Here is a 959-nt window from a genome sequence, read left to right on the forward strand (position 1 = left end):
TTTCTAAACTTTAGCGGCCTTTACAGGCCGCTTTTTTATCATGAACTGTCAAACAGCATCCAAAATTGACCAGTTATCAGCGTGCAATTTTGACCAGGCTATGAGGCCTGATTGCGGTGTTTGAACCGGTAGGATTCATTGCCGGTTTCGATGATGTCGCAGTGGTGGGTGATGCGGTCGAGCATGGCGGTCGTCATCTTGGCATCGGTAACGACCTGCACCCATTCGGAGAAGGATAGATTGGTGGTGATGATCAGACTGGTGCGTTCATAGAGCTGGCTGACCAGGTGGAACAGCAAAGTACCGCCAGACGCCGGGTACGGCAGATACCCCAGTTCATCGAGGATCACCAGGTCCACCTGTAACAGCTGGCGAATGATTTTGCCGGACTGGCCATTGGCCTTTTCCTGTTCCAGGCGATTCACCAGATCCACGACATTGAAGAAGCGAACCAGAAGCGAACCCGCTGGCCACGATGGATCACCGCAATGCCCAGGGCCGTGGCCAGGTGGGTCTTCCCCGTGCCGGTACCGCCTACCAGGATGAGATTGTGGGCCTGTGATGTGAAGTGGCCTTCTGCCAGGGTTTCGAAGGTGGCCTGATCCACACTGGATTCTGCCCATTCAAAGCTGTCGAGTTCACGGCGAATGGGAAAGCGGGCGATTCGCAGCTGATAATTGAGCGAGCGAACCTGCCGGTCCACCCGTTCCGCCTCGATGAGTTTTTCCAGCCAAACCACCGGGTCTTTGGCTTTGCGGGGACGTTCTCCCAGCAGTTCCTCGCAGGCGGCCGCCATGCCATAGAGCTTCAGTCGCTGCCAGCCATGGAGAGCGAAGCGAAGGCGCGGTCGCCTTTGTCCTGTTTGAGCAGATGATCCCTGACCTTGCGCACCGGTGAGGGCAGGTCCCACTGCACAAAGGGGGCGCCATTACGCAAGGCGCCGGGTTTGCGCTCCAGCA

General features: G+C 57.0%; 1 pseudogene. It reads right to left on the minus strand.

Annotation, left to right across the window (positions count from 1 at the left end):
• Positions 1 to 98 precede the first annotated feature (98 nt).
• A pseudogene (gene istB / locus ACOCD2_RS22125) lies at positions 99 to 796 on the minus strand (IS21-like element helper ATPase IstB).
• Positions 797 to 959: the final 163 nt, after the last annotated feature.

It is taken from the genome of Thiolapillus sp. (genome assembly GCF_048562965.1).
GTDB lineage: Bacteria > Pseudomonadota > Gammaproteobacteria > Chromatiales > Chromatiaceae > Thiolapillus > Thiolapillus brandeum_A.